Origin of the sequence: Proteus genomosp. 4 str. ATCC 51469 (genome assembly GCF_003144375.1) — a bacterium.
Classification (GTDB): domain Bacteria; phylum Pseudomonadota; class Gammaproteobacteria; order Enterobacterales; family Enterobacteriaceae; genus Proteus.
This window is the reverse complement of sequence record NZ_PENV01000020.1, coordinates 69743-96296: the sequence shown is the minus strand read 5'-3', so window position 1 is coordinate 96296 and position 26554 is coordinate 69743. Positions and strand designations below refer to the sequence as shown.

Below are 26554 nucleotides of genomic sequence, written 5' to 3'. Positions count from 1 at the left end.
AGAAGCTCGGCTTAAATCCGATTTTTTCGAAGCTGTGGTTAAAGTCATGGATAGAGACTTTGGAGTTCGTTTGTCAAAAAAGCGCAAAGCCGAGTTATTAAAGAAAAAACGGTTAAAAACCTCACCGTAACAATCGCTTGCCGTTTTATGCAGATCAGCCGACAGGCTTATTACAAGAGACTGGATAGAACTGAGGAACGAAAGAAAGCCGATTCAGCCATCATTGATGTTGTTAAATCTGAACGAGTCTTACAACCTCGACTGGGTGGGCGTAAATTACATTTTATTTTAAAGCAAAAACAGATGGTTATTGGTCGCGATCGGCTATTTTCTTTATTGAAGGAACATCAGTTACTGGTGCCTAATAAACGGGCTTATCATCGAACAACCTTAAGCCATCATCGTTTTTATCGGCATCCAAATTTAATTAAGTCGGGGTTTATCCCCACACAACCAGAACAGCTTTGGGTAGCAGATATTACCTATTTATCGACGCATGAAGGTGATACTTATTTAAGTTTAATTACGGATGCGTATTCACGAAAAATCGTGGGATATCATCTAGATGACAATATGAAAACAAGTTCAGTGAAGAAATCGTTGGTTCTGGCGTTAAAAAAACGAACTTCGACAACTTCGTTAATCCATCATTCAGATCGAGGAATACAGTATTGTTCTTCGGAATATCAGGAGATACATAAAGAGCATAATATTCAATGCTCTATGACTGATGGGTATGATTGTTATCAAAATGCCTTAGCAGAACGAATTAATGGAATATTAAAAATGGAGTATCTACTGATAAAACCGAGTAATCTGGAACAAGCAAGAAAATTAGTAGAAGAATCAATTCAACTCTATAATGAAAAACGGCCACACTTATCGTTAAACTATAAAACGCCCGATGAAGTACATCGAGCGTTTTATGCCTGAAAAGTTGTCAACCTATATCAGGACTAGTCAAATGATCACTCATTACTGCCAATCTAGAATCACTTTACCTGATTGGCCAGAACGCATGATATCAAAGCCTTTTTGGAATTCATCGATTGGGAATTGATGAGTAATAATTGGAGTAAGATCAAGACCTGATTGAATAAGCGCGGCCATTTTGTACCACGTTTCAAACATTTCACGACCATAGATACCTTTAATAAACAGCCCCTTAAAGATAACTTGTCCCCAATCAATTGCCATATCGGAAGGTGGAATACCTAAAAGGGCAATGCGACCGCCATGATTCATGGTGTTAAGCATAGTACGAAACGCTGGAGGTGCCCCAGACATCTCTAAACCTACGTCAAACCCTTCGGTCATACCCAACTCTTTCATAACATCAGTCAGGTTCTCTTTGCTAACATTAACGGCTCGGGTAACACCCATTTTTTTCGCGAGATCAAGGCGATATTCATTAACATCAGTGATCACCACATGACGAGCCCCAACATGTTTACAAATTGCAGCGGCCATAATTCCAATAGGGCCAGCGCCAGAGACCAGTACATCTTCACCCACTAAATCAAAAGATAACGCAGTATGTACAGCATTACCAAAAGGGTCAAAAATAGCGGCTAACTCATCAGGAATGTTGTCTGGAATTTTAAACGCATTAAAAGCAGGAATAACTAGATATTCTGCAAAGCAACCCGGGCGATTAACACCGACACCAATAGTATTACGACATAAATGAGTGCGACCACCACGACAATTACGGCAATGACCGCAAGTGATATGCCCTTCACCAGAAACACGATCACCAATATTAAAACCTTTAACTTCCTGCCCTATCGCAACAATTTCGCCGATATATTCATGGCCTACAACCATAGGAACAGGAATTGTTTTTTGTGACCACTCATCCCAGTTATAAATATGAACGTCAGTGCCACAAATTGCTGTTTTACGAATTTTGATCATCACATCGTTATGACCAAGTTCAGGTACTGGAACATCAGTCATCCAGATACCTTCTTGTGCTTTTAATTTTGACAATGCTTTCATAGAGTAACCTTATGCAATCACATTAAGTTCTTTGCCAATTTTGATAAATGCCGCCACTGCACGCTCAATTTGTTCAGTAGTGTGTGCTGCCGACATTTGCGTACGAATACGTGCTTGCCCTTGTGGTACAACAGGATAGAAGAATCCTGTGACATAAATTCCTTCATCAAGTAAACGAGTTGCAAATTCTTGCGCTAATTTAGCTTCACCTAACATCACTGGAATAATGGCATGATCAGCACCCGCCAATGTAAAACCAGCGGCACTCATTTTTTCACGGAAAAGAGAGGCGTTGCGCCATAAACGAGCACGTATTTCATCTCCTGATTTCAGCATATCTAAAACAGCAATAGAGGCTGAAACAATTGCAGGGGCTAATGAATTGGAGAATAAATAAGGGCGAGAACGTTGACGTAACCACTCAACGACTTCTTTACGTGCTGCGGTATAACCACCAGAAGCACCACCTAGCGCTTTACCTAAAGTACCCGTGATAATGTCAACTCTTCCCATTACATCGCAATATTCATGGGTGCCCCGACCTTGTGCCCCTACAAAACCCACGGCATGAGAATCATCAACCATGACGAGAGCACCAAATTCATCAGCTAAATCACAAATAGATTTTAGATCAGCAATAACACCATCCATTGAAAACACACCATCAGTGGCGATCATGATATGACGGGCATTATCTGCTTTGGCTTGTTCTAGTTGAGTGCGAAGTTCTACTATATCGTTATTGGCATAGCGATAGCGTTTCGCTTTGCATAAACGCACACCATCAATAATAGACGCATGGTTTAAGGCATCAGAAATAATGGCATCTTCTGGGCCCATTAATGTTTCAAATAATCCACCATTGGCATCAAAGCAAGATGAATACAAAATGGCGTCTTCCATTCCCAAAAATTCAGCAATTTTATTTTCTAATGTTTTATGTGAATCTTGAGTACCACAAATAAAACGGACAGATGCCATACCAAATCCGTGGCTATCCATACCTGCTTTTGCGGCTTCAATTAATTTTGGGTGATTAGCAAGACCTAAATAGTTATTGGCACAGAAGTTAATAACATGGCTTCCGTCAGCAACTGCGATATCTGCGTTTTGTGAAGAAGTGATGATGCGCTCATTTTTAAAGAGGCCATCTTGACGAGTTTGTTCGAGTTGTTGATTAATTTGTTGATAAAATGCGGGAGTAGACATACTTTCTCCTAAGACAGCAAGCTGAAAAGCGAAAACATAAATAGTTTGACTATAATATAGTCAATATTGTTTCTTATTCTATGCCTTTGTTCTATTAAAAACGACAAATGTAAATAAATAATGTTATTTATGTAATTAAGATCACTAATACACACTGCATTTTTTGAGAATTTCAGTCTGTTGTTCCGTGATGAATACTACCGTTAACGCTGTTCAGTGTTATTATAGACCTAGAGCTAATTTTAAGATTTTTATATGAAGGGGTAGCCACATGATTATCGTCACGGGCGGTGCAGGTTTTATCGGCAGCAATATTGTTAAAGCATTAAATGATGAAGGTTATACCGATATTTTGGTTGTTGATAACCTCAAAGATGGCACCAAATTCGTTAATTTAGTTGATCTAAACATCACTGATTATATGGATAAGGAAGATTTTATTGCGAGCGTTGTTGCTGGTGATGATTTTGGTGATATCGATGCTGTTTTCCATGAAGGTGCTTGCTCTTCTACCACTGAGTGGGATGGCAAGTATATGATGGATAACAACTATCAATATTCTAAAGAGCTACTTCATTTTTGTCTTGAACGCCAAATTCCTTTCTTATATGCCTCTTCTGCAGCCACTTATGGTGGTCGCACTGATAATTTTATCGAAGATAGAAAATACGAAGCACCTTTAAATGTCTACGGCTATTCAAAATTCTTATTTGATGAATATGTACGCCAGATTTTACCTGAAGCAGATTCGATGATTTGTGGCTTCCGTTATTTTAATGTTTATGGCCCTCGAGAAGGGCATAAAGGTGGCATGGCAAGTGTTGCATTCCATTTAAATAACCAAGTGAATGCGGGCCAAAATCCAAAATTATTTGAAGGTAGCGAAACCTTCCAACGTGATTTTATTTATGTTGGAGATGTGGCTGCGGTTAATTTATGGTTCTGGCGTAATAATGTATCCGGTATTTTTAACTGCGGTACAGGCCGTGCGGAATCATTCCAAGCTGTTGCCGATGCTGTTATTGCTCATCATAAAGATAAAGATCTCTCTATTGAACATATTGAGTTCCCTGAGAAATTGAAAGGTCGTTATCAAGCCTTTACTCAAGCTGATCTAACAAATTTACGTAAAGCAGGTTATTCCGCACCTTTTAAAACAGTTGCTGAAGGCGTAGAGCTTTATATGCAATGGTTAAATCAAGGTAAGTAATCACTGTTTATGAAAATCTTTGTGGTAGGGCCGTCATGGGTCGGGGATATGATGATGTCCCAAAGTCTTTATCGTACATTGAAAGCATTACATCCGGCGGCAACAATTGATGTAATGGCACCTGCATGGTGCCGTCCATTACTGGAAAAAATGCCAGAAGTTGATAATGCGATCCCAATGCCATTAGGGCACGGTGCTTTAGCCATTGGTGAACGCCGTCGCTTAGGAAAACAATTAAAAGGGCAAGGTTATACTCACGCTTATGTATTACCTAACTCGTTTAAGTCTGCATTAGTCCCTTTCTTTGCAGATATTTCTAAACGCACAGGATGGCGTGGAGAAATGCGCTATGGGCTATTAAATGATTTACGACCTTTAGACAAAGACGCATTTCCTTTAATGGTTGAACGCTATGTTGCACTTGCTTATGACAAACAAAAGGTGCAAAAAGCGACTGATTTACCTCAACCTTTGTTATGGCCTAAGTTATCCGTAACCGAGAGTGATATCTCTACCACATTGCATCAATTTTCGTTATCTACTCAACGTCCTGCTATTGGTTTTTGCCCAGGTGCTGAATTTGGCCCTGCTAAACGTTGGCCTCATTACCATTACGCCGCTTTAGCACAGAAACTGATTGAGCAAGGTTATCAGATCTTCTTATTTGGTTCTCAAAAAGATAAAGAAGCGGGTGAAGAGATAAAACAAACCTTAACACCAGAAGCACGTGAAGCGTGTTTTAATCTTGCTGGCGAAACCAGTCTTGAGCAGGCGGTTAATTTAATTGCATCTTGTAAAGCGGTCGTCAGTAATGACTCTGGCTTAATGCATGTTGCTGCCGCGTTAGAGCGTCCGTTAGTGGCACTTTATGGCCCAAGTAGCCCTGACTTTACCCCTCCTTTATCACATAAAGCGCGCGTGATCCGTTTAATTACTGGCTACCACAAAGTACGTAAAGGGGATGCCGAACAAGGCTATCACCAAAGCTTAATTGATATTCAGCCAGAGAAGGTTTTTGCTGAATTAGAAAGTTTATTGTCAACGGAGCCATCAGCGTGAAGCGGGTATTAATCGTTAAAACCTCCTCCATGGGTGATGTCTTACATACATTGCCAGCATTAACTGATGCAATAAATGTTTATCCTGATATTCGTTTTGATTGGGCAGTCGAAGAAGGCTTTGCACAGATCCCTAGCTGGCATCAAGCCGTTGATACGGTTATTCCTGTGGCAATACGCCGTTGGCGAAAAAACTGGTTTAGTGCCCCTATTCGTGCTGAGCGCGCACAATTTCGCCGCGCTATTCAAGCTCATCATTATGATGCCGTTATTGATGCGCAAGGGTTACTGAAAAGTGCATTCTTAGTGACTCGATACGCCAAAGGCACTAAACATGGTTATTCTCGTCAATGTGCCCGCGAGCCTTTAGCAAGTTTCTTTTACGACATTCGCCACAATGTCAGTAAAAAAATGCATGCTGTTGAACGAATTCGCCAACTATTTGCACTAAGCTTAAATTATCCGACCCCACAGTCTCAGGGGGATTATGGAATTGCACAACATTTTCTCTCACTTCCCGCCTTTGATGAGCGCCCTTATTTAGTCTTTTTACACGCAACTACGCGTGATGAAAAACATTGGCCTGAATCCCATTGGAGAGAGTTAATCGCCCTACTTGCAGATTCTGGAGTGCGCATCAAATTACCTTGGGGTGCAGAGCATGAACATCAACGAGCCATTCGCTTAGCAAAAGATTTTGACTACGTTGATGTATTACCGAAGATGTCATTAGCCCAAGTGGCTCAGGTTATCGCTGGTGCTAAAAGCGTCGTTTCTGTGGATACCGGATTAAGCCATTTAACGGCTGCATTAGATAAACCCAATATCACCCTATTTGGCCCTACCGATCCCGGCTTAATTGGCGGTTACGGTAAAGCTCAAACGGCTGTAAAAGCAGAAGGTGGGGATATTTCTCAAACCTCAGCAAATGATATTTTTATAAAACTAAACAGTAATGAATAATAATATGAAAATTTATATTGTTAATTTAGAAAAAGATGTTGAAAGAAAAGCATCAATTAAAGCACAGCTTGATGACTTAAATTTAGACTATGAATTTATTTCTGCTGTTTATGGAAAGAACCTTACTCAAGAAGAAATCTCACGCTTAAGCCCTGATTTTGAAAAAACTCGCCTCACATTACCTGAGTTAGGGTGTGCTTTAAGCCATTTATGTATATACAATAAAATTATCGAAAATGGAGATGATATAGCTTTAATTTTAGAGGATGACATCAAGATAAATAGGGATATAATTGAAATACTTAAATATATTTCAAAACATAACAATCCTAATAAAGCTGAAGTTATTATGTTAGGAACAGTCAATGAATATATTGATAATTTTAAAAATAGAATAAACAAAAAATATTCTATCGTTACTGCTATTGATTCATCCGGTACATATTCTTATTGCGTAAATAATTTAGCAGCAAAAAATTTACTCAAATTCTTACAACCAGTTTGGTTAGTTGCTGATGAATGGAAACTGATTAGAGAAAAAAATATTGCTCACCTAAAAGCTATAGTTCCTTCTCCAATCTCATTTACGGAACATGCTGATATCTCAACAATATCAAATACATCAAGAGCCTTACTAACAGATTTTGATAAACAAAAACGCAAAAGAAATATTTATGAATCTATTAGACTTTTACTATGGCGTATATTTATTAGAAGTTGGGTCAAAAAAATAAGACCATAAAAATAACTAAATTTATTAGTTCCTATAGTAATCATTTTTACAATATATCGTTTATGGCTTTGAATACTTCATCTGTATTTATTTGTTCCATTGGGTGTTCATAACTTGGATCATGCTCTTTTTTAATAACTCGATGAATATTCATATCTTGATAAGGGCCTGAGTTTTTGGGATCAGCAGTAACAAATAAACTTACTGTTGGTTTTTTTAAGGCAATCGCAATATGCAAAGGCCCTGTATCCCCAGTAACTAATACCGACATATTATCAATATGACTAATCAGTTCAGGTAATGTTGTTTTTCCTATTAAATCAATAATTTTATTACTGTATTCAGGTTTAACTTTATTCAAAAATACAGATGATAAAGATAGCTCTCTAGGAGAACCAATCAGCTTTATAATAGTATTAGGATTACTTTCAATTAACTTCTCAGCTAATTGAATAAATTTATCAATACCCCATGTTCTAATTGGGCTAGATGTTCCTAATTGAAACCCAATTATAATTTTATTAGAATCTTCCAAAGGAGTGTATTTACAAGTTAATTCCATCTCTGGTGATGTATCTTTTTCAGTAATATCTAATAACTTTAATAAATTTAATTTTCTTTGAATAAAATGTCCTGATTGTGGTTTATATTCTGCAACGATCCATTTTCTAAACCATTCAGGGATTACATCATAAGTATTACGTAAGATATACTGACAACCTGCCATAACAGCAAATAACACATCGTAAGGAAGATGTGAATGTAATATAACCGCTAATTCAGGTTTATATTTTTTTGCCTGTAGTGCGATAGGAAGTAGGTTCCTAATTTTATTATCCCAGTAAACCACACTATCTATTTGCTCATAGTCTTCAACTAATAATCTATTTTTTTCGCTAGAAACTAATGTGATATGTGCATCAGGGTAATGTTCACGAATAGCTCTTATCGCAGGAGTATTAAACATAAAATCCCCCAGCGCTGTTGTAGAGAAAATAAGAATACTGTTAAATTGAATATCAGATGAAAATGTATCTGTTTTTTTCATCTTGCCAAAAAGTGGGTTATAAATATTTAAAAAATTATGTACCCATTTTAATTTCTTTAACTTCATCTTATTTTGCCTGTATCTTACTTTGATAATACTCAGCTAACGTCATTCCCTGCACTTTATCTGACAAGAAACTAAATAACGTTTCTAAATCGTGATATAACCCTTCAATATCTTTTTCAGTACGAAATGTTGGACTACCACCTGGCATAAATTCAGATGAGTGCAACATAAATTCAATATGAGACTGGCCTTGAGCTAAGGATTTTTCAGCAACTTCAATCATCTGTTGGGCATTTCCGCCTTTAGGGCGAAGCCAATTTACTGAAGGGGCTCTTTGCTTACCTCTTAATTTATCGTAACCTTGCTTAACTTTATTCATTAAAGGAGAGTGCTTATATTGAATACTCATTGGCACTTCTAGCAATGATGAATTTCCAGCTTTAGTGATATCCTGTAAGTCCATAAAATAAGCATGGCTTGGAAAATCGGTATAATTTGTTCCACCTACTTGTGCCGGATCGCCTTTTGTAAAACGCCAATCTACTTTAGGCGTGACAGAGCAATCAACTTGATAACCAAACTCAACTAAAAGTTGTGCATAAATCTCATTAAATGCCCAACGCCCCGCACGGTGGCTTAACATTTTGGTTTGCAGTTTCTCTTCAAGTAATTCAGTCATTAATGCGATTTTTTCTCGCATTTGATCTTTGGGGTATTCAATTAAATAAGGCTGATAACGTAAATCATCATCTGTTAAAGGCGTTAATGGTGGGCTATTCCAAGCATGTAAGTGCATACCAATTTCACCGGTATTACGCGCAATAACATCACGAGCAAACTCAATATAGGCATCATCCATTACCATTTCATAGTTTGTTAGCCAGACAGGTTTAAAATGAAAACGCTCGCAAAGTTGCTGAAAACGGGGAAGAAAGTGCGTATTTTGAGTGGTGATCTCACCCTTATTTTCCCAAAGATTATCACCTTCGGTATCTAATGTGATAATAAATGCTGGTTTAGTCATTGAAATACCTTACGCCTTCTTTAGAAATAAATAACTTTATTACTTAATAAGTGATATATACTGATCAATCACTTCATCAATATCAAATTTTTGGTACATTTCTGGTGTAATTTCAGGTGGCGTAAAATAAACCAATCGTATCTTTTCGGCTAACGATGCTGCATTTAGCTCTGCTTTATAATTAGCAAGCTCACCTTCCATAATTTCACCAATACCACCAGGACAATTGGTACTCACAATCGGTGTATTACAAATCAAAGATTCAACCAACACATTGCCTAAACCTTCGCTGTCAGAGCTTAAAACAACCGCTTTTGCATCATTAATAACAGCAAATGGGTTTGCTAAAAAACCAATTAAACTCACTTTATCTTCTAAATTAAGCTCTGCTATTTTATTTTTAATTTTAGTTGTCACTTCAGAAGAGCCTTGTCCTGCAATAAATAATTTACAAGGTAAATCCGCTAGCGCAAATGCTTCTAATAATCTGTCATGTCGTTTAACTTCATGAAAACGACCAATATGTAGTAAATAATCTTGCCCTTGATAAGAATTATTTTCTAAAGCTAAATTTCTAATTTCTTGAATATCAAACGGATTATAAATTGTTTTTAATTGTTGTGGTGATACTCCCACATTTTGGATCAAATCCTGCCCTGCCGCATTGGAAACCGTAATAATATTTTTCCCTTGATATACTTTTTGGATCTTCTTTTGTTTTAACCAACGAGAAAAACCGGTTTTATTACCTAAATAAGATTGGGAAAATATACCATGAATGCAATACCACGTATTTTTATCTGCCAGCTCTTTAGATAAAGCAACAATCCTATCTGTCTTATGCAAATTCGAAACAACAAGTGATGGAATACCTTTACGTGCAAATAACGATTTTAGCGTATTATCCATTGATTTTGCCCGACGTTTCAGTTCAGTTTGTCGATGAAACAACCCACGGTAACTATCTGCATCAATCAATAATTCAATATTAGCGGGAATAGAATAATCACATTTTTCAGCTAAAGAGAGTAACGTAACGGTATAACCACGTTGGCTTAAACCATGACATAACCTGATAGTGACATTTTCAGCACCACCACCAGGTAATCCATCAATAATAAAAAGGATATGTTCCTTCATAAACTAAGAACCTTTTGGTAAAGCCCAATCAGTTGTTGAGATAAATGCTCTGGCGTATAAGGCAATATCTTATTTCGGGCAGCTTTAGACATTCTATTATCAAGATTATCGGCAGAAATTGTCTCTATTGCACTGACCATTGCCGAAATATCTAGTGCATCAGTGACAAAACCATTAACACCTTGCTCAATAAATTCAGAGCCACCGCAAGTATAACTAGTGATCACAGGTAAACCACATGCCATTGCTTCTAAAACAACATTAGGAAAAGGATCATATAAAGTGGGTAACAATAAACCATCTGCCATTTGATATAAAGGTAAGGTGTCTTTTTGCACACCTAAAAAATGAACTCGATCATGACTTTTTAATTGATGAGCAAGTTGCTGATATTTTTTCTGCTCTTTATCTTGTCCAACCACAATCAAATGTGCACTTGTACAACTGATTGCTTCTATGGCCGCTTTTAAGCCTTTACGTTCAAACCCAGAACCCACATAAATAAAACATTTTGCTTCAACAGAAATATGGTATTGCTGGCGTAATTGCTCACGATAAAGTGTTGTTGCTGGAAAAAATCGCTGATTATCAATCGCATTATAAATTACGCTAATGCGCTCACTTTCAATTCCAAAGTCTTCCATCACTTCACGTTTTACCATCTCTGAATTACATATAACGCGTTTTAGTTCTGGTGAATGATACATCTCTTTTTCAGCCTTCATTACATAGCGGTGATAACAACTATTAAGCAATAATTGGCTACGTAATGGGCTTAAAACACGCGAACGTTGTAATAACCAGCGGTGATGAACACCATCTCCTGCACGATAAATATCGCATCCTGCAATACGTTCATGGCTTTGTACTAAATCGAACTTTTCTTTTTGCCAACATTGTCTTGCTGCTCGAGCAAAGCCTTTTTCACGGCTAATTCGCCCCCATTTCATTGGGTTGACAATATGAATATGCCACTGAGGTTGTACTGCACCAATCCATGAACGCGTGATCACATTAAGTTCTACAGATTGATTATCTAATGCCTCAAGTGCTCGAGAAACAAATCGTTCAGCGCCTCCATCAGGTCGGTATTTTTGACGCACTATAGCCAATCGGAATGAATTCATTTTAGTTGTCCCCTTACGGCATTCAGTACATCTTCGACAGGTATTAAACTTAGATAACGCGTTTGTGTGTTGGTATTGACATCATCAGGATCGGGGAGTTCACCATAATTTCCCGCCCATAACACTTCGCCAATATGTTCCCATGGTGACCAATGAAATAATTTTGATGGCCCAAAGAGTGCAATAAGGGGGGTTTTAAGTGCTGTGGCCATATGCATGGGAACGGAATCAACCCCAATAAATAAACGAGCATGATCAATTAACGCAGCAAGTTGCGGTAAAGAGAGTTGTCCTGATAATGAAACCACACTATTTGAAGTACACCCTTTAATTATAGTTTCAACCATCTCTTGCTCTCTTGGATCGGGGCCAGATGTTAAAACAATTTGATTTCCTTCTTGTTCTAAAGCATCAATTAATTTCGACCATTTATTTTCATCCCAACATTTAAAAAACCATCGAGATGTAGGTTGAATAACAATATAACTACTCAATACTTTATGTACTTTTAATTTTTCGGTAACAATATATTTATCTTGTTCACTGTACGCCATTGATACTTGAGTATCTATTTTAGGTAACTGTAATGGTTGCAAGAGCGCTAAATTTTGCTCAACAATATGTTTTTCATCTACAGAGCCTAGCGGGATCAAATGGGTAAAACATTTTTTCCAGATAGGGCTCTGACGTTTATAAATATCATATCCAACACGAATTTTAGCCCCCGTAAAACGAGTTATTATTGCACTGTTCCATTGATCAGCTAAGTTTATAACAACATCATATTGTTGATTTCTTAAATCGGTTATTAACTTCCATTCATGGCGTAACCTTGCCAGCTTCCCTTCATTTTTCCATGCTTTGTCTAGTACAAAGATATGATGAATAGAGGAAAAATGCTCGATCATTGGCATCGTTTCTTTATTGATTAAGATATCAACGTCAGCATTTGGAAAGTTAGCTTTTAATGTATTAATAACAGGGGTAATCAACAAAGTATCACCATGATGTCGTAACTTAATAATAAGAACCCTTTGTATTAACTTCATTTTTTCACTCATCATATTCCAAATGGACTTGAATAATTAGCAATGTGATTTGATTATAAAAAAAATTCTATCAAGTTTCCTGAATAAAGCCTGTTAAAATTAATAAAAAAGCATTATACCGCGTTGTTTAATGCCACAACGTTTGTTTTTACACACTTTCTACTACACAGTGTGATACTATAAGCGTTCGTCCAGATAAGTGAATTTGATAGCATGTTGTTGCGTTTATATCAGGTACTTCTTTACCTTATTCAACCTCTGATTTGGTTGCGTCTTTTATTACGCAGCCGTAAAGCACCCGCCTACCGAAAACGGTGGGGAGAGCGCTATGGCTTTTGCAAAGGCAAAGTCGTGCCTCAAGGGATATTATTGCATTCCGTCTCTGTGGGTGAAACTCTCGCCGCAGTACCGCTTGTTCGTGCCCTTCGCCATCACTATCCTGATTTACCTATAACAGTCACTACCATGACTCCGACAGGTTCAGAGCGTGTGCGTTCTGCGTTTGGTGATGATGTTTACCATGTCTATCTTCCTTATGATTTACCAGGCTCAGTTAATCGTTTTCTTAAAACGGTCGATCCCAAATTGGTTATCATTATGGAAACAGAATTGTGGCCTAATCTGATTTCAAAACTGCATCAACGAAAAATTCCGTTGATTATTGCCAATGCTCGTTTATCAGAACGCTCTGCGGCGGGTTATCAGAAATTAGGTAGTTTTGTCAAAACAATGCTCCAAAAAATCACCTTAATTGCAGCTCAAAACCAAGAAGATGGTGAGCGTTTTATCGAATTAGGGCTTAAACGTTCACATTTACATGTTACAGGTAGCCTAAAATTTGATATTTCTGTCACCCCAGAATTAGCCGCAAGAGCCGTTGCTTTACGTCGCCAGTGGGCAGCTCACCGCCCTGTTTGGATTGCAACCAGTACGCATGAAGGTGAAGAAACCATTATTTTAGAGACACATAAAAAGCTTCTGACACAATTTCCACAACTTTTATTAATTTTAGTTCCTCGACACCCAGAACGTTTTCCTAAAGCTGAACAATTAACACGCGATGCGGGATTAAAGTATACCTTACGCAGTACTGATGCTGTTCCTGATGCACAAACTCAAGTCGTTATTGGCGACACTATGGGTGAACTGATGTTGCTCTATGGCATTGCAGATCTGGCTTTTGTGGGGGGAAGTTTAGTCGAGCGAGGTGGTCATAATCCTTTAGAGGCCGCAGCTCATGCTATCCCCGTTATTATGGGGCCTCATACTTTTAATTTTAAAAATATCTGTGCCAAACTCGATCAAGCTGAAGGGTTAATTACTGTCACGGACAGTCAATCGATGGCAACCGCGATCGCCTCACTGCTTAATGATGAAGATTATCGCCGTTATTATGGTCGCCATGCTGTTGAAGTGCTTCATGAAAATCAAGGTGCATTACTACGTTTACTCACCTTACTTTCACCCTATCTTCCCCCTCGGAGTCACTAATGAGCCAGAGTAAGCGCCTTTCTGTGGTGATGATCAGTAAAAATGTTGCTGATGTCATTGGTGAATGCTTAGACTCCATACAATGGGCTGATGAAATCATTGTATTGGATTCAGGAAGCCAAGATGACACCTGTCGTATTGCGACAGAGAAAGGGGCAAAAGTTTTTGTCAACAGTGAGTGGCCAGGTTTTGGTAAGCAACGTCAATTGGCGCAGCAATATGCCACGGGTGATTATATTTTTATGATCGATAGTGACGAACGTGTCACTCCTGAGCTAAAAAACAGTATCCTCGCGATACTGCAACAACCTGAAGAAAATGTGGTTTATAACTGTGCTCGCCGTAACTTGTTTATGGGTCGGTTTATGAAACACAGCGGTTGGTATCCCGATAAAGTCACACGTTTATATGCTCGTGAACATTATCAATACAACAATAACTTAGTTCATGAATCGTTAGAAACTCAAGGCGCAACAGTCAAAACATTGCAAGGTGATCTTTTACATCTAACTTGCCGTGATTTAATGGAGTTTCAGCAAAAACAGCTAAAATATGCCACCGAATGGGCAAAACAGCGTTATCAACAAGGTAAAAGAACCCGTTATGGCTCCATCTTAAGTCATACGTTAGGTGCCTTTTTTAAGACTTGGTTGTTAAGAATGGGTTTTTTAGACGGGAAACAGGGATTAGTGCTGGCATTTGTTAATGCACAGTATACCTTTAATAAATACGCTTCTTTATGGGAACTCAGCCAGAAGACGGTAAATCATGAAAAATAAAGCTATCTACCCCGGAACCTTTGATCCTATCACTTATGGGCATATTGATATATTAACTCGTGCAGCAGGTATGTTTGATACCGTTTTATTAGCTATTGCTGATAGCGCCCGTAAAAATCCGATGTTTACCTTAGAAGAACGCGTCAATTTAGCCAGAGAAGTCACAGATCATTTACCCAATGTTGAAGTGGTGGGTTTTAGTGAGCTAATGGCAAATTTTGCCAAACAGCAACAAGCAACGATTTTAATTCGTGGTGTACGTAGCGTTTCTGACTTTGAATATGAATGGCAACTGGCGAATATGAACCGTCATTTTGCACCTGATCTTGATAGTGTATTTTTACTACCATCTCAAAACCTTTCTTTTGTCTCTTCATCTTTAATTAAAGATGTGGCACGCCATGACGGTGATGTTTCTACGTTTTTACCTGAAGTTGTCACCACTGCAATGCTAAAAAAACTCGGCAAAATTTAACGCTCGTTGTCACCATGTTGGCAATGTCGGCAGAAAAATGTGCTACGTTGCCCTTGCTTTATACTTTCAATCTGTTGCCCACAAATCAAACAAGGTTTGTCTTTACGCCCATAAACAAAGAGCTCTTGTGCAAAATAACCGGGCTTACCATCAGACTGCAAAAAATCTTTAAGTGTTGTGCCACCTTGCTCAATTGAGCGAGTCAATACTCGTTTGATCGCCGTAACAAGAACCTTACACTCTTCTTGCGTTAAGCTATTGGCTTTTCTATCAGGCATAATGCCCGATGAAAATAGCGCCTCGTTAGCATAAATATTGCCGACACCAACAACTAATTTATTATCCATTAACCACGGTTTAATAGCTGTTTTTTTATTTTTCGACTGTTGATATAGGTATTCGGCATTAAATTTATCAGAAAGCGGCTCTGGTCCTAAATGGGCTAATACTGAGCTGGTTGTCAAATCTTCACACCATAACCAAGCACCAAAGCGTCGTGGATCGGTATAGCGCAATACTTTACCATCCCGAAAAACCAAATCGATATGATCGTGTTTTTCCTCAGGCTGTTCCTCTAATAAAATACGCACACTTCCTGACATCCCCAAATGGATTATGATCCACCCAGTATTAAGTTCTATTAGCAAGTACTTAGCGCGACGCTTCACACTTAAAATAGGCTCATCAAGTAAGGTTTTTATTTTTTCAGAAACGGGCCAGCGTAATTTACTATTACGCACAATGGCATAGTGCAATACATTGCCCACAATGTGAGGTTCAATACCTCGGCGACTGGTTTCGACTTCTGGCAATTCAGGCACAGGTGGCTCCATTATTATCAGATAAGAGATACAGCGATAACATCATTTTTATTGTATGATCAGTTTCCCTAAAAGTAGAAAGGACGATAGCAGATTATTATGATGTTGTTTAAAGACTATAGTAAAAAATCCCTTTGGAATTTATCCATTATTGGGCTTTACATTATATTGATCTACTTACCAGATATCACCCGTTATAAAAATATTGTGATGGGATTAATTGGTGCAACAGCGCTGTGGTATTTGGTACGTGATTTTAAGGCTATCTGTAAAATATTTAAAAATAATCTGTCATTCTCACTGCTGTTTTTATTGCTGGTGATTGGTTATTCCATACTAATTTCTGTCGAGCCCAGCATTAGTATAAAAGAGATTAATAAGCCGATACTCAATGGATTACTGCTTTTTGCCGTTACCTTCCCAATTGTGCTGTACAAAGAGAAACCTGCTGATATTGCCAAGATGGTGATGGTGGCTTTTGCAATTGGGTTATTGGTAATTATGGCAAAGGAGTTAGTGCAGTATTATTTGGAGTATCAGAAAAATATTTTAGCATTTACAAAAAAAAGTCAGCGACTACATCGTGAAGTATCTTATGCATTACTTTTTTTCTTTCCCGTTATATTAGCTCTATGGGCTTTACAAAAAAAACACTATGTTATTAGTTGGCTATTATTAGCTCTTGTCAGCTTATCATTTATTTTTATTATGTTAGGCACCTTAGCAAGAGGTGCATGGATCGCATTAGCAATCGCTGCATTACTTATCTTAGTTATTAATCGCCAATGGTTATTGATGATAATAAGTACATTAACTTGTGTCCTGTTACTGATTGGGGTGACAAACTTACCAAAAAATCCCATTGTTAGTAAATTTCTTCAACATAAATTAACTCAAACCAATAGTGGATTACGTTTTGATAATGGCACCCAAGGCTCTGCTTTAGATCTTATTTTAGAACAACCCATAAAAGGCTATGGCTACGGTAATCAGCTTTACCATAATATTTATAATGAACGAGTCAAAAACCATAAAAATTGGGTATTTAAAAAATCCATTGGCCCCCATAATATCTTTTTAGCCTTTTGGTTTGCAGGTGGTATTTTAGGATTATTTGGTATTCTTTATTTTTGCACTTCAATAATAGCCCAAGGTATCCAGCTAATAAGAAAAAACCAAGGGATTATTCGTCAAGCTTCTCTAGTATTACTGATGTCCTTCTTAGGTGTCTATATACTACGAGGGTTATTTGAAAATGCGTATATCAATCAGGTGGGTATTTTGGTGGGATTAATGTTGGCATTACGCCACTCACTACTAAATTATCAATCAGTAACGTCATCAGATAAACAACAATAGGTTACTTAATTAACTTCTCTATTGTTTTTAATATAGTCTCTGCCCGCTTATCCCAGTTGTAATAGTTTTCAACTAGAGAGCGGGCATGAGTTGTTTTTTCTTTAGCTCGTTGCGGGTTTTCTCTTAGCTGTATTATCTGTTTTGCAAAACTCTGCGCATCACCACTATCGGCGAAACTCACCGCTTTCTCATCCACAACATCACGAATTGAAGGAAAATCTGAAATTACTACAGGTTTTTCCATCGCCATATATTCAAATAACTTAAGAGGTGAAGTGTAACGACTTCCAATGCTAGTTAATGTAAGCGGAAGTACACAGATATCGTGTTGACCAATTGCTTCAAAGCGTTTTTTTGGATCAATAAATCCCAAGAAATTTACTTTACCTTTTACATCCATTTCTTGAGCTAATAAAGTTAATCCTTCAATCTGTTCTGGTGTACCACCCGCAATATTAAGTCGTGCATTATCAAGATATTTCATTGCTCGCATCATGGTTGGAATGCCTTTCCATTTATGCAAACTCCCTAAATACAATACCTCAGTAAAGTTTTTCTCAGAAATTAACGGCTTGACCTGATAATCAGCCACAGCATGTAAATCAACGCCATCAGGAACCACTGTTATTGGCGTAGTAACTTGATACTGCGAAACAATATCATCTCTTAACAATGAAGTAAGAACAAAAATGCCCGTCGCTCGGCTGTAAACTAATTTCTCCATTTTTAATAGCTTATGATATTTAGCACGATTCTTTTTTTTCTCAAATGAATGAGACTCTGCAAAAGATTGAGCGAAAATTTCATGGCTTTCAAAAAAGAGAGGAATTTCTGGATAATTTTCACAAAGATAACAAGCTAGTTTTAAATTACGGGTAAACAACGCATCAACGTTATTTTGCTTTACCCAGCGAGTGATCTGTAATGAGAAAAGTTTTTGTGAATTAAATGGAAAATACCATTTACGGCGAATATCTCTTAAAGAAACTAAACTCGCATTAGTATGAATTGAACGACCTAATATATCACTATCTCGATATTGCCCTTTAGGTGTGACTAATGTCACTTGAGCACCGGCTCGAGCAAATGCATCCACATTTTGTAAAATTTGTAATGAAGCCACACGTAAGTCAGGCACTGGATAAGGATCAAGATAGGCAATTTTCATAATTATGACGCCAATGCCTGTAATAAACGTTGCGCAGAGTGTTGCCAAGTATAACGTGATTCAATGCGTAGACGAGCCAGCTCTCCCATGCTTTTACCTCTATCTGGTAATGTGCGCAGATGATTAATCGCCATCACAATTTCATCGGCATTACCTGGTGCGACGAGAACCCCAGCGGTACCTTCATTACCTACCACCTCAGGAATACCCCCGATATGGCTTGCAATAACAGGCTTTGCACACGCCATCGCTTCTGCAATCGTAATACCGAAAGCTTCATCTCCCGTACTCGGAAAAATACCTGCGTCACTTGCTGCATAAAATTCTGGTAATACGTTATGTTCGACAGGTTGATGAAAAATAACTTGTTCTGCAATACCTTTAGAAATTGCTTTCTTTTTTAATCGCTCAAGATCATCACCCGCACCGATAATCAGAAGTTTAACATCTTCGTCTTTTAACTGCTCGATGGCATCAATTGCGACACTCAAGCCCTTCCAACCCACTAACCGTCCTGCAAATGAAAGTAAAAAAGTAGACTCATTGATCCCTAATTGTTCACGCAATGACGTAGTCATAGGTTTAAACTTTTCAATATCCACACCATTATAAATCACGTTTGGAAACTGCTTAAAATGATGTTGGATTTGCCAAGCATTAAAGTGGCTACATGCAACCCATGCTGAAATCTTTTTACCTAACCTGCGATCGCCTTTAAAAAAACTGGTTCCCCCACTCATATAACAAAAGCGAGTTGATGATGATTTAGGCATCATAGAAGGCCAAAAAAAATCAAAAGGCTTCGTTAAAATCACCCAATCAAAATGTTGGCTGATCACCTCTTTTTTGGCATGTCGCGCAAAAGTATAACGCTCAACAATACGACGAAAACGCCCACCAAGATCAATCACTTTATCTCTTGGGGTATAAGGGTAAGTGTGAACCTGTATTTGGCGTCCTGCCAGATTGTGTCGAATATCGCCATTACCACCATAAAGATGAACTTCATGTCCAGCATCATGCAATTGCTTAGCCAGTTCCCAAACCGCTGTTTGGATCCCGCCATAAGACATGGTGATTGTGACATCAATTATACCGATCTTCATGAATTACTTTTTCACCTTCATTCCATCAATGATATTACGCACTGCATTCCACACTTCTTCAACTGATATTTCAGCCATATTGTCTTCGCGACGAGCATTTTCCAACGAGGTTGGGTGTTGGATAACCTGACAACAAGAATGTTGTAATGGCGCTAAATAGCATCCTGGGTGATAGCTATGGTATAACGCCACCATTGGGATATCTAAAGCCCCTGCTAAATGTGTAGGCCCTGTATCTACCCCTACATAAAGCAATAAATTTGCCATAATTGCCGCATTTTGTCGCATTGAAACTCGACCAGCTAAGGCTAAACAGCGCTCTTCACCCATTTTTTTAGCTAAATCAATGGAGAGTTGTTCACTTTCCTTACTACCTAATAGCAAGAAATACGTACTCGCGTCATGGGAAATTATCTGCTTTGCTAATTGTAGAAAATTTTCCACTGGCCAATCTCTATAGGCCTTAGCCGGAAAGCTCTGTAATTGAAAACCAATAATACTCTTATTAATTAATGAATTATCTTTTAAAAATTGTTGTGCAAAACTCGCTTCTTCATCACTGATAAAGTAACGTAACTGCCAACAACTCGGATAAATCCCTAACGCATTAATTAATAAGGCACGTTCTTTTTGTGCAACCATCGGCAATTTGGGACGTTCAACCCAAGTCACATCAGTTTGCTGTTGCGACTTATCAGAAAAAGCCACAGTATGGTGAGATTGACGACGTGCATAGTTCACCAACTCACTATCATTGCCATATACTAGCGCTAAATCATAAGGCTTATGAGGTAACCAGCCTGCCCAAATAGCTCTTTTTTTAGAAAAATGCCTAATACAATCAATATCAGGATTATGCTCAAGAATGCATGCACTACGTTTATGTGCAAGCACATGAATATGAGCATTAGGCCAACGCTGTTTTAATGCATGGATAACCGGTGTGATAAGTAATGTATCACCGAAACGGGCTATCGCTATAACCAATATATTATTTGGGTCCATGTGCTTTTTATTTGGCTTAAATGATACATTTACTTCTCAGACTATACACTAAAAAGTATTACAAATATTCATCAATAAGATGAATACACTAAGTTGATAATCGAAACTCTAAGTCATTCAAGGTGTACCTAGCACGAATAAATGTAGTCAACCATACGACAACTTAAAATATGATGAGTAGAGATAATCGTTTCACGACTTTATTATCAATATTAATCATACTGATTTATTTTTATCGTTAATTGCCTGAATAAAGATCCTTTCCATCTTATCTAGCATATTATCCAAGCCAAATCGTGAAACAGCATGTTCAAGCGCGGCTTTTCCCATCTGTTCACGCAATTGTTCTGAGCCCATTAATTTAGCTAAATGGCTTGTTAGTGCTTCTTGTTCTTGCGGCGCCAATGTAAAACCCGTTTTACCATCAATAACAGCTTCGCTAATAGCTCCCACCGTTGTAGAAACAACAGGTAAACCACAAGCCATTGCTTGCATAATGCCTTGAGGTACACCTTCATTACCAAAAGAAGGTAATGCAAAGAGATCCATTGCATTTAAACAATCAGGCACATCATTACGATTACCTAAAAAGAAAATACTTTGCGCTAATCCCGCATTTTCAACCATTGGCTCTAAATTTTTACGCTGAGGTCCATCCCCGACAAAAATTAATTGCCAATCGGGAAACTGCTGATGTAATGATTTCCATGCTTCAACTAAATATTTATGCCCTTTCCACACTCGCATAGTCGCCACTATCCCTAATGTTGGTTTATTAGGGATACCAATTTTCGCTCTGGCATGCTGTTTATCCTGTGGAAAAAAACGTTGCAAATCAATACCAGTAGGTACTGATGTCATTTTTTCTAACGGAAATCGATTATGTTGATGCAGTGTATGACGTAATTTCTCACCTGTTGTCACAATGTGAGCACTAGATGAAAGATAGAGCCAGCGAGTAGGTAGTGAACGAGAAACATCAGTAGAAACATGTCGCGTACGGACAACAACGGGTGAATGGCGTAATGTGGCACAAGAAACAGCCACTAGCCATGCATCGGTAGAACTGTGAGTATTAATAACATCAAATTGTTGATGATGTAATTTCAGCCACTGACGAAGTGCTTTTAATGCAGAGAGACGTTTTTTTTCAATAGGTAATGTAAAAACATCAATGCCATAATCAGGTGCTGCTTTAGCAATTTTAGATGTTGGGCAGCACACCAGTGCAACTTTATGCCCTCTACGGATCATGCCTTGAGCTTCTGTCAGTATACGAATTTCCTGACCACCCCACCCACAAGATGATTCTGTATGTAATATTGATAACACTGACTTACTCATCTGCAATCCATTCACCTGATGATTCAAAAAGAGCCACAGTATAACTAAAGAGCGAGGGAAGATCACAATAGCTTTACTTTGTTATACTTAGCAAACCCCAGATAACAAAAAACCCGACACAAAGGTCGGGTTTTTTAAGAAAACTAAAATTATTTAATTTTAGCTTCTTTATAAAGCACATGTTGACGAACAACTGGATCGAATTTTTTCATTTCCAGTTTTTCTGGCATAGTGCGTTTGTTCTTCGTAGTGGTATAGAAGTGACCTGTACCAGCAGAAGAGACGAGTTTAATTTTCTCGCGAATACCTTTAGCCATTTTTCAGCTCCTTAGAACTTCTCACCACGGGCACGTAAATCTGCTAATACAGATTCGATGCCTTTCTTATCAATCACACGCATACCTTTAGCAGATACACGCAGAGTTACGAAACGTTTCTCAGACTCAACCCAGAAACGGTGAGAGTGCAGGTTTGGCAGAAAACGGCGTTTAGTCGCGTTTAATGCGTGAGAGCGGTTGTTTCCACTCACAGGACGCTTGCCGGTAACTTGGCAGACTCGGGACATGTCTATTCTCCAAAAATCTAATCAGCTCGAGCTTTAGTATCAGGTTTGACCGCCTCGTCAGGCTTTGGAGCCCATCTCAGCAACTTTTAACGATTGAAAAACTGTGTTAACACCTCAGAAAAAACTTGCTGAGATAGGCTCTTCTCGCCAAACCCAAGATCCTCAAAGGTGGCGTAGTATACGCCCAATGGCCTCAACGCTCAAGACCCGTACAAATAAAGATTGACAATAATTACAAAAATATTTGCTACAACCAACCACGTTCGGCAAAAGAAACACAGTTATCATGCCCTATTACAAGGTGATCGAGTACTTTTACACCAACTAACTGGCAAGCCGTAAAAATTTTTTCAGTTATTTCTTTATCTGCGAGACTTGGTTCGCAAATACCAGAAGGGTGATTATGAGCAAGAATGATGGATGTTGCATTCTTTTTTATTGATTGACGAACAATTTCTCTGGGATGAACTTCTACTCGATTAATTGTACCTTTAAACATTTCATCAAAAGCAATCAATTGGTTTTGATTATCAAGAAATAACACGACAAATACTTCTCGATCTCGCCAATGAAGTAATTTTTGTAAGTAATGCTTTGTATCTTCTGAAGAAGAAAGCACATTTTTATACATAAACTGCATTGTTGAAAAGCGTTGAGCCATCTCATTAATCGCCTGTAGCTGGGTAAATTTACCGATCCCTACACCTTTAAAGCGCCCTAACGTTTCATAATCAGCGTTAATAACATGATAAAGAGAACCACACTCTTTGAGTAAAAAGGCGGACAACTCTAGTACTGATTTTTCATATGTTCCTGTACGTAAAAAAAGCGCAAGTAACTCAATATCCGAAAGGGACCCCACGCCATAAAGTAATAATTTTTCTCTGGGTAAAAGCGCACTAACCGATTGATTTTCCATCCTTGGGCTCCTTATTAAGTAAAGGTTTTAGGGTTAGTAATTGATTTTATTTACATTAATTGCATTATTGTTTTTTCATTGCACATCATAAAATGCCAATCATAAAACAACTGTTGTTTTATACAGTCAATTCACTATAAACTGCTTATATTGTATGAAAAAGACACATATCAAAATTGTGCGAGATGACCCACAAAAATTTAATCAATAAAACATGAAGTTACATAGAATTCCGAATTCACGGATACCTTGTGGTAAAATTGCGGACAATTATTTATGTACTTAGGCATTTCATCATGACTACACTTCACAACAAAAAGATTATTCTTGGTATTAGTGGTGGTATTGCGGCCTATAAAGCACCTGAACTTGTCCGCCGTTTACGTGATAAAGGTGCTATTGTCCGTGTTGTAATGACACCCGCGGCACATGCTTTTGTCACACCATTATCATTACAAGCCGTTTCTGGCTTCCCTGTAGCAGATGACTTACTTGATCCTGCAGCAGAAGCCGCTATGGGGCATATTGAATTAGGCAAATGGGCTGATTTAATTCTACTTGCACCCGCTACTGCCGATCTTATTGCACGTTTACGAGTGGGTATGGCAAATGACTTACTCACCACACTCTGTTTAGCGAGTAACGCACCGATTGCCATTGCTCCAGCAATGAACCAGCAAATGTACAGAGCCACAATTACACAAGAAAATTTATCCGCTTTAGAGCAACGTGGCTGTTTAATTTGGGGGCCTGACTCTGGTAGTCAAGCTTGTGGTGATGTAGGGCCGGGACGAATGCTCGATCCTTTAGAGCTCGTCGCATTAGCTGAAAAACAACTTACTTTACAGCAACAAGATTTGGCGGGTAAAAAAATTACAATCACCGCAGGGCCTACTCGTGAAGCGCTAGATCCGGTACGTTTTATCAGCAACCATAGCTCTGGAAAAATGGGTTTTGCAATTGCACAAGCAGCCGCACTACGTGGAGCTGATGTCACACTTATCGCAGGCCCTGTCACATTACCGACACCCGCTTGTGTTAAACGTATCGACGTTGAAAGCGCACAAGACATGTATGAACAAGTGATGATGCTGGCGCCTTCACAAGATATTTTTATTGGTTGTGCAGCCGTTGCAGATTATCGCGCTAAACTTATTGCGACTGAAAAAATTAAAAAACAAGGTGATGAAGTCACCATCACTATGGTAAAAAACCCCGATATTGTCGCCAGTGTCGGAAAAATGATTGAGCACCGTCCTTTTGTTGTTGGATTTGCAGCCGAAACCCAGAATGTGGAAGAATATGCCCGCAAAAAACGAGAACAGAAACAGCTCGATTTAATCTGTGCCAATGATGTTTCATTAGAAAATCAAGGCTTTAACAGTGACAACAATGCATTACACCTTATTTGGGCTAATGGAGAAACGCGTTTACCACACAGTAGTAAAGCACAACTTAGCCATCGCCTACTTGACGAGATAGCCAAACACTATGATGAAAAAAATTGATGTTAAAATTCTTGATGCTCGTATTGGTCAAGAATATCCACTTCCTGCTTATGCCACAACAGGCTCTGCTGGTTTAGATTTACGTGCTTGCCTTGATGCACCATTGGTACTTGAACCAGGGCAAACTGAATTATTACCGACAGGTCTCGCTGTACATATTGCCGATGAAGGTTTAGCAGCAATGGTGCTTCCTCGTTCAGGCTTGGGCCATAAACACGGTGTTGTATTAGGTAACTTAGTTGGACTGATTGATTCTGACTACCAAGGTCAATTAATGGTGTCAGTTTGGAATCGTGGGCAGAAGGCGTTCACCATCGAACCAGGCGAGCGTATTGCTCAGATGGTTATCGTACCTGTCGTTCAAGCTGAATTTAATATTGTTGAAGATTTTACCGCAACGGAACGTGGTAGCGGCGGCTTTGGTCACTCCGGCCGCCAATAATAACGACGTCTTGCATTAATTATATCAATGACGATATCACTCCCTTTGCACTTAACATTTTGAGTGCAAAGGTTTACTGATTTGTTTTGCTTTTAGCAGGGGCCTTATCAGTCATGGCAGAAGAAAAAGAAACCAAAAAGAAAAGAAATAGACGGGATGAAATCTTACAATCACTTGCTCAAATGTTAGAGTCAAGTGATGGTAGCCAACGCATTACAACGGCAAAACTAGCTGCAACTGTCGGTGTATCTGAAGCGGCACTCTATCGACATTTCCCAAGTAAGACAAAAATGTTTGATAGTTTGATTGAATTTATCGAAGACAGCTTAGTTTCTCGTATTAATTTGATCTTAAAAGATGAAAAAGAAACAATAGCCAGAATTCGCTTAATTCTCATCTTGATCCTCGGTTTTGCTGAAAAAAATCCAGGGCTATCCCGTATTTTAACGGGTCATGCTTTGATGTTTGAGCAAGACAGATTACAAGGCCGCATAAATCAACTTTATGAGCGTATTGAAGTTCAGCTTCGACAAGTTATCAAAGAGCGAAAAATTCGTGAAGGTAGTGCATTCTTACATGATGAAGCCTTACTTGCCTCACAACTACTCGCTTTTTGTGAAGGCATGTTAGCGCGTTTTGTGCGTACTGAATTTCGTTATCAACCGACCCAAGAATTTGAAGCTCGCTGGCCATTAATATTGGCACAATTACAATGAAATGATGGACTCGTGATTTAACTCAAGAATTTGAAATTGACATATATGCCGTTTTTTTCTTATTTGTGTTAACATGCGTCCTCTGGTACATAAGTACCTCAATGTATTTATCAGGAATGGCATTTGTGCAATTCCTACATTGTGGCATTAGCGAATCGCTTTGCCCCTGCTGTAAAAGTTCTTTTTATATTTCAATATCTGTGGTAATTATCACAGAAGATTCATTGTACTACTCACCCCGCCCATTATTGGGCGAGGGCTTTTTTTTACCTATAATCAACCATTTAT

Annotated in this window: 26 protein-coding genes and 1 pseudogene; 12 read left to right on the top strand and 15 right to left on the bottom strand. The window is 38.4% G+C overall.

Annotation, left to right across the window (positions count from 1 at the left end; all coding sequences use genetic code 11):
- Positions 1-933 (top strand): annotated as a pseudogene (locus DK866_RS17090) (IS3 family transposase); the annotation flags it as partial.
- Positions 934-975: 42 nt separating this feature from the next.
- Here the strand turns inward: DK866_RS17090 and tdh are convergent.
- On the bottom strand, positions 976-2001 hold the full coding sequence (tdh, locus tag DK866_RS17085; protein WP_109409870.1) for an L-threonine 3-dehydrogenase: 1026 nt from the start codon (positions 1999-2001) through the stop codon (positions 976-978).
- A gap of 9 nt (positions 2002-2010) precedes the next feature.
- Positions 2011-3210, bottom strand: coding sequence for a glycine C-acetyltransferase (locus DK866_RS17080; RefSeq protein WP_109409869.1), 1200 nt, complete (start codon positions 3208-3210; stop codon positions 2011-2013).
- A 271-nt stretch (positions 3211-3481) separates the two neighbouring features.
- Here DK866_RS17080 and rfaD point away from each other — a divergent pair, with 271 nt between their 5' ends.
- The 4 genes from rfaD to DK866_RS17060 are packed head-to-tail and all read left to right on the top strand — an operon-like array spanning position 3482 to position 7183.
- On the top strand, positions 3482-4420 hold the full coding sequence (gene rfaD, locus DK866_RS17075; protein ID WP_109409868.1) for an ADP-glyceromanno-heptose 6-epimerase: 939 nt from the start codon (positions 3482-3484) through the stop codon (positions 4418-4420).
- A gap of 9 nt (positions 4421-4429) precedes the next feature.
- Positions 4430-5479, top strand: coding sequence for an ADP-heptose--LPS heptosyltransferase RfaF (gene rfaF, locus DK866_RS17070; protein ID WP_109409867.1), 1050 nt, complete (start codon positions 4430-4432; stop codon positions 5477-5479).
- Positions 5476-6441 carry a lipopolysaccharide heptosyltransferase RfaC gene (rfaC, locus tag DK866_RS17065; RefSeq protein ID WP_109409866.1) on the top strand — a complete coding sequence of 322 codons (966 nt, stop codon included), beginning with the start codon at positions 5476-5478 and terminating at the stop codon, positions 6439-6441. The genes rfaF and rfaC overlap by 4 nt, the downstream gene beginning before the upstream one ends.
- 4 nt (positions 6442-6445) lie before the next feature.
- Positions 6446-7183: a glycosyltransferase family 25 protein gene (locus DK866_RS17060; protein WP_162557026.1), complete on the top strand. Its 738-nt coding sequence runs from the start codon at positions 6446-6448 to the stop codon at positions 7181-7183.
- Positions 7184-7220: 37 nt separating this feature from the next.
- On the opposite strand, the gene DK866_RS17055 is transcribed toward DK866_RS17060, so the two are convergent.
- From DK866_RS17055 to rfaQ, 5 genes are read right to left on the bottom strand one after another with little or no spacing between them, the layout of a single operon-like run.
- Entirely contained in the window at positions 7221-8288 is a 1068-nt protein-coding gene (locus tag DK866_RS17055) for a glycosyltransferase family 9 protein (protein ID WP_109409864.1), read from the bottom strand.
- A gap of 1 nt (position 8289) precedes the next feature.
- Positions 8290-9252 (bottom strand): polysaccharide deacetylase family protein, encoded by a 963-nt coding sequence (locus DK866_RS17050; protein ID WP_109409863.1) that lies wholly within the window; start codon positions 9250-9252, stop codon positions 8290-8292.
- Positions 9253-9291: 39 nt separating this feature from the next.
- Entirely contained in the window at positions 9292-10392 is a 1101-nt protein-coding gene (locus DK866_RS17045; protein WP_109409862.1) for a glycosyltransferase, read from the bottom strand.
- Positions 10389-11519, bottom strand: coding sequence for a glycosyltransferase family 4 protein (locus DK866_RS17040; protein ID WP_109409861.1), 1131 nt, complete (start codon positions 11517-11519; stop codon positions 10389-10391). Before DK866_RS17040 ends, DK866_RS17045 begins: the two co-directional genes overlap by 4 nt.
- Entirely contained in the window at positions 11516-12580 is a 1065-nt protein-coding gene (gene rfaQ / locus DK866_RS17035) for a putative lipopolysaccharide heptosyltransferase III (RefSeq protein ID WP_109409860.1), read from the bottom strand. Before rfaQ ends, DK866_RS17040 begins: the two co-directional genes overlap by 4 nt.
- Positions 12581-12781: 201 nt before the next feature.
- Between rfaQ and waaA the strand changes: the two genes are divergently transcribed.
- Genes waaA through coaD form a run of 3 tightly spaced genes read left to right on the top strand, consistent with a single transcriptional unit; the run spans position 12782 to position 15313 of the window.
- On the top strand, positions 12782-14059 hold the full coding sequence (gene waaA / locus DK866_RS17030) for a lipid IV(A) 3-deoxy-D-manno-octulosonic acid transferase (RefSeq protein ID WP_109409859.1): 1278 nt from the start codon (positions 12782-12784) through the stop codon (positions 14057-14059).
- Entirely contained in the window at positions 14059-14838 is a 780-nt protein-coding gene (locus DK866_RS17025) for a glycosyltransferase family 2 protein (protein ID WP_109409858.1), read from the top strand. The genes waaA and DK866_RS17025 overlap by 1 nt, the downstream gene beginning before the upstream one ends.
- Positions 14828-15313: a pantetheine-phosphate adenylyltransferase gene (coaD, locus tag DK866_RS17020; RefSeq protein WP_109409857.1), complete on the top strand. Its 486-nt coding sequence runs from the start codon at positions 14828-14830 to the stop codon at positions 15311-15313. The genes DK866_RS17025 and coaD overlap by 11 nt, the downstream gene beginning before the upstream one ends.
- Here coaD and mutM read toward each other — a convergent pair.
- A complete protein-coding gene (gene mutM / locus DK866_RS17015) occupies positions 15310-16134 on the bottom strand; it encodes a bifunctional DNA-formamidopyrimidine glycosylase/DNA-(apurinic or apyrimidinic site) lyase (protein WP_109409856.1) in 825 nt (274 codons plus the stop codon). The genes coaD and mutM overlap by 4 nt on opposite strands.
- A gap of 99 nt (positions 16135-16233) precedes the next feature.
- Here mutM and rfaL point away from each other — a divergent pair, with 99 nt between their 5' ends.
- On the top strand, positions 16234-17493 hold the full coding sequence (rfaL, locus tag DK866_RS17010) for an O-antigen ligase RfaL (protein WP_109409855.1): 1260 nt from the start codon (positions 16234-16236) through the stop codon (positions 17491-17493).
- Position 17494: 1 nt separating this feature from the next.
- Here the strand turns inward: rfaL and DK866_RS17005 are convergent, their stop codons facing one another.
- The 7 genes from DK866_RS17005 to radC form a co-directional block, all read right to left on the bottom strand.
- Complete coding sequence (locus tag DK866_RS17005) at positions 17495-18664, bottom strand: glycosyltransferase family 4 protein (protein ID WP_109409874.1); 1170 nt, start codon at positions 18662-18664, stop codon at positions 17495-17497.
- Positions 18664-19767 (bottom strand): glycosyltransferase family 4 protein, encoded by a 1104-nt coding sequence (locus DK866_RS17000; RefSeq protein WP_109409854.1) that lies wholly within the window; start codon positions 19765-19767, stop codon positions 18664-18666. Before DK866_RS17000 ends, DK866_RS17005 begins: the two co-directional genes overlap by 1 nt.
- A gap of 3 nt (positions 19768-19770) precedes the next feature.
- Positions 19771-20772, bottom strand: coding sequence for a glycosyltransferase family 9 protein (locus tag DK866_RS16995; RefSeq protein WP_109409853.1), 1002 nt, complete (start codon positions 20770-20772; stop codon positions 19771-19773).
- Between the two features lie 216 nt (positions 20773-20988).
- Positions 20989-22116: a glycosyltransferase family 4 protein gene (locus tag DK866_RS16990; RefSeq protein ID WP_109409852.1), complete on the bottom strand. Its 1128-nt coding sequence runs from the start codon at positions 22114-22116 to the stop codon at positions 20989-20991.
- Positions 22117-22265: 149 nt separating this feature from the next.
- Complete coding sequence (gene rpmG, locus DK866_RS16985) at positions 22266-22433, bottom strand: 50S ribosomal protein L33 (protein ID WP_006534250.1); 168 nt, start codon at positions 22431-22433, stop codon at positions 22266-22268.
- An 11-nt stretch (positions 22434-22444) separates the two neighbouring features.
- Positions 22445-22681 (bottom strand): 50S ribosomal protein L28, encoded by a 237-nt coding sequence (gene rpmB / locus DK866_RS16980; RefSeq protein WP_036914542.1) that lies wholly within the window; start codon positions 22679-22681, stop codon positions 22445-22447.
- 247 nt (positions 22682-22928) lie between these two features.
- Positions 22929-23600, bottom strand: coding sequence for a RadC family protein (gene radC, locus DK866_RS16970; protein WP_109409851.1), 672 nt, complete (start codon positions 23598-23600; stop codon positions 22929-22931).
- Between the two features lie 296 nt (positions 23601-23896).
- Between radC and coaBC the strand changes: the two genes are divergently transcribed.
- The 3 genes from coaBC (at position 23897) to slmA (ending at position 26266) form a co-directional block, all read left to right on the top strand.
- Complete coding sequence (gene coaBC, locus DK866_RS16965; protein ID WP_109409850.1) at positions 23897-25108, top strand: bifunctional phosphopantothenoylcysteine decarboxylase/phosphopantothenate--cysteine ligase CoaBC; 1212 nt, start codon at positions 23897-23899, stop codon at positions 25106-25108.
- A complete protein-coding gene (gene dut, locus DK866_RS16960) occupies positions 25092-25550 on the top strand; it encodes a dUTP diphosphatase (protein WP_109409849.1) in 459 nt (152 codons plus the stop codon). The genes coaBC and dut overlap by 17 nt, the downstream gene beginning before the upstream one ends.
- A 113-nt stretch (positions 25551-25663) precedes the next feature.
- The gene (gene slmA / locus DK866_RS16955; RefSeq protein WP_072070467.1) at positions 25664-26266 is read left to right on the top strand and encodes a nucleoid occlusion factor SlmA; all 603 of its coding nucleotides are present in this window, start codon (positions 25664-25666) and stop codon (positions 26264-26266) included.
- The last annotated feature ends 288 nt before the right edge of the window (positions 26267-26554 follow it).

What these genes read in the sequence shown, in the direction of transcription:
- DK866_RS17000 (WP_109409854.1), bottom strand. Translation starts at nt 19,767, where the DNA reads ATGAAGATCGGTATAATTGATGTCACAATCACCATGTCTTATGGCGGG.
- rpmG (WP_006534250.1), bottom strand. Translation starts at nt 22,433, where the DNA reads ATGGCTAAAGGTATTCGCGAGAAAATTAAACTCGTCTCTTCTGCTGGT.
- DK866_RS17025 (WP_109409858.1), top strand. Translation starts at nt 14,059, where the DNA reads ATGAGCCAGAGTAAGCGCCTTTCTGTGGTGATGATCAGTAAAAATGTT.
- DK866_RS17050 (WP_109409863.1), bottom strand. Translation starts at nt 9,252, where the DNA reads ATGACTAAACCAGCATTTATTATCACATTAGATACCGAAGGTGATAAT.
- coaD (WP_109409857.1), top strand. Translation starts at nt 14,828, where the DNA reads ATGAAAAATAAAGCTATCTACCCCGGAACCTTTGATCCTATCACTTAT.
- radC (WP_109409851.1), bottom strand. Translation starts at nt 23,600, where the DNA reads ATGGAAAATCAATCGGTTAGTGCGCTTTTACCCAGAGAAAAATTATTA.
- DK866_RS16995 (WP_109409853.1), bottom strand. Translation starts at nt 20,772, where the DNA reads ATGGACCCAAATAATATATTGGTTATAGCGATAGCCCGTTTCGGTGAT.
- DK866_RS16990 (WP_109409852.1), bottom strand. Translation starts at nt 22,116, where the DNA reads ATGAGTAAGTCAGTGTTATCAATATTACATACAGAATCATCTTGTGGG.
- slmA (WP_072070467.1), top strand. Translation starts at nt 25,664, where the DNA reads ATGGCAGAAGAAAAAGAAACCAAAAAGAAAAGAAATAGACGGGATGAA.
- DK866_RS17040 (WP_109409861.1), bottom strand. Translation starts at nt 11,519, where the DNA reads ATGAATTCATTCCGATTGGCTATAGTGCGTCAAAAATACCGACCTGAT.
- rfaL (WP_109409855.1), top strand. Translation starts at nt 16,234, where the DNA reads ATGATGTTGTTTAAAGACTATAGTAAAAAATCCCTTTGGAATTTATCC.
- rpmB (WP_036914542.1), bottom strand. Translation starts at nt 22,681, where the DNA reads ATGTCCCGAGTCTGCCAAGTTACCGGCAAGCGTCCTGTGAGTGGAAAC.
- waaA (WP_109409859.1), top strand. Translation starts at nt 12,782, where the DNA reads ATGTTGTTGCGTTTATATCAGGTACTTCTTTACCTTATTCAACCTCTG.
- dut (WP_109409849.1), top strand. Translation starts at nt 25,092, where the DNA reads ATGATGAAAAAAATTGATGTTAAAATTCTTGATGCTCGTATTGGTCAA.
- coaBC (WP_109409850.1), top strand. Translation starts at nt 23,897, where the DNA reads ATGACTACACTTCACAACAAAAAGATTATTCTTGGTATTAGTGGTGGT.
- DK866_RS17045 (WP_109409862.1), bottom strand. Translation starts at nt 10,392, where the DNA reads ATGAAGGAACATATCCTTTTTATTATTGATGGATTACCTGGTGGTGGT.
- rfaD (WP_109409868.1), top strand. Translation starts at nt 3,482, where the DNA reads ATGATTATCGTCACGGGCGGTGCAGGTTTTATCGGCAGCAATATTGTT.
- DK866_RS17080 (WP_109409869.1), bottom strand. Translation starts at nt 3,210, where the DNA reads ATGTCTACTCCCGCATTTTATCAACAAATTAATCAACAACTCGAACAA.
- tdh (WP_109409870.1), bottom strand. Translation starts at nt 2,001, where the DNA reads ATGAAAGCATTGTCAAAATTAAAAGCACAAGAAGGTATCTGGATGACT.
- rfaQ (WP_109409860.1), bottom strand. Translation starts at nt 12,580, where the DNA reads ATGAGTGAAAAAATGAAGTTAATACAAAGGGTTCTTATTATTAAGTTA.
- DK866_RS17055 (WP_109409864.1), bottom strand. Translation starts at nt 8,288, where the DNA reads ATGAAGTTAAAGAAATTAAAATGGGTACATAATTTTTTAAATATTTAT.
- rfaF (WP_109409867.1), top strand. Translation starts at nt 4,430, where the DNA reads ATGAAAATCTTTGTGGTAGGGCCGTCATGGGTCGGGGATATGATGATG.
- DK866_RS17060 (WP_162557026.1), top strand. Translation starts at nt 6,446, where the DNA reads ATGAAAATTTATATTGTTAATTTAGAAAAAGATGTTGAAAGAAAAGCA.